The following is a 462-nucleotide window of genomic DNA, read 5'->3' as shown; positions in this document are numbered from 1 at the left end:
CATTGGCACCTATCAGGCGATCTCACATCCGTTGGCCAAAGCCAAGATCGACGTCGACCTGGCCGCCGTTGCCACCGGCCGCGCCGCCTGGCTGTTCGATCGCCGGTTGCCCGCCGGGGAGGCATCCAACATCGCCAAATACGTGGCCGCCGAGGCAGCGGTCAGCGCCGTCGATCACGCGATCCAACTGCACGGTGGAAATGGAATATCAGCCGAGTACGGCTTGCTCCCGCAATGGGGTCTGGCCAGATTGTTGCAGATCGCCCCGGTCAGCAGAGAGATGATCTTGAACTATGTCGCGCAGCACAGCCTCAACCTGCCCCGATCGTACTGACCCCGGACAGCAAGCAGAACAATCGTGAAGTTCGGTCTGCAGCTTGGCTATTGGGACGCCCAACCGCCCACCAACCATGCACAGCTGGTCGCCGCAGCCGAAGACGCCGGATTCGACACCGTGTTCAC

1 protein-coding gene is annotated in these 462 nt (G+C 62.1%); it reads left to right on the top strand.

Annotated features, from left to right (window positions below):
• On the top strand, positions 1–334 hold a 334-nt coding region (locus RM572_RS29110), incomplete at its 5' end, for an acyl-CoA dehydrogenase family protein (protein ID WP_311676354.1).
• Positions 335–462 lie beyond the last annotated feature (128 nt).

The sequence above is a fragment of the Streptomyces hazeniae genome, from assembly GCF_031845485.1.
Classification (GTDB): domain Bacteria; phylum Actinomycetota; class Actinomycetes; order Streptomycetales; family Streptomycetaceae; genus Streptomyces; species Streptomyces hazeniae.
Note: the sequence above shows the minus strand (reverse complement) of the source record. Positions and strands in the feature narration are given on the sequence as shown.